The sequence below is a fragment of the Arthrobacter sp. Y3223164 genome (genome assembly GCF_059091005.1).
Genome location: NZ_JBNHGF010000880.1, coordinates 1 through 417, shown reverse-complemented (window position 1 = coordinate 417; position 417 = coordinate 1). Strand labels below are relative to the sequence as shown.

The following is a 417-nucleotide window of genomic DNA, read 5'->3' as shown; positions in this document are numbered from 1 at the left end:
GCCGAGAGCCCTCCGCCGAGCGGGTCGTCGTCCACCAAGACCGTGGCCGTTCCCGAGCGGGCAGCCTCCGCGGCCAGCCAGGCGGCCAGGGCAGAGGCCCCTACTCCACCGCTGGCCCCGTGCACGGCAACCACCTTCCCGGCCGTTTCACGCCGCCAGGTCCGGCTCAGGTATTCCGCCAGCCACACCGCACCCTCGGGCAGCACCGCCACCCGCCCGGCCCCCGTGGAGGCCGCCAGATCCCAGAGGGCCGGTGCCTCGTCGATGAATCCGACCACGATGATGTCCCCGTTGGTCCGCTGCACCCGGTGATGCCCGGCGGTGCCCAGCAGCATCGGGGCGGCCCCACGAGCGGCATCATCCGGGGCCCCCTGCAATCCGTCGGGGCGTCCGTCGGGGCGAAGTGCCAGCCCGGCC

Annotated in this window: 1 pseudogene; it reads right to left on the bottom strand. The window is 74.6% G+C overall.

Annotation, left to right across the window (positions count from 1 at the left end):
• Positions 1 to 335, bottom strand: a pseudogene (locus tag AC5RUJ_RS18520) (septum site-determining protein Ssd); the annotation flags it as partial.
• Between the last annotated feature and the right edge of the window lie 82 nt (positions 336 to 417).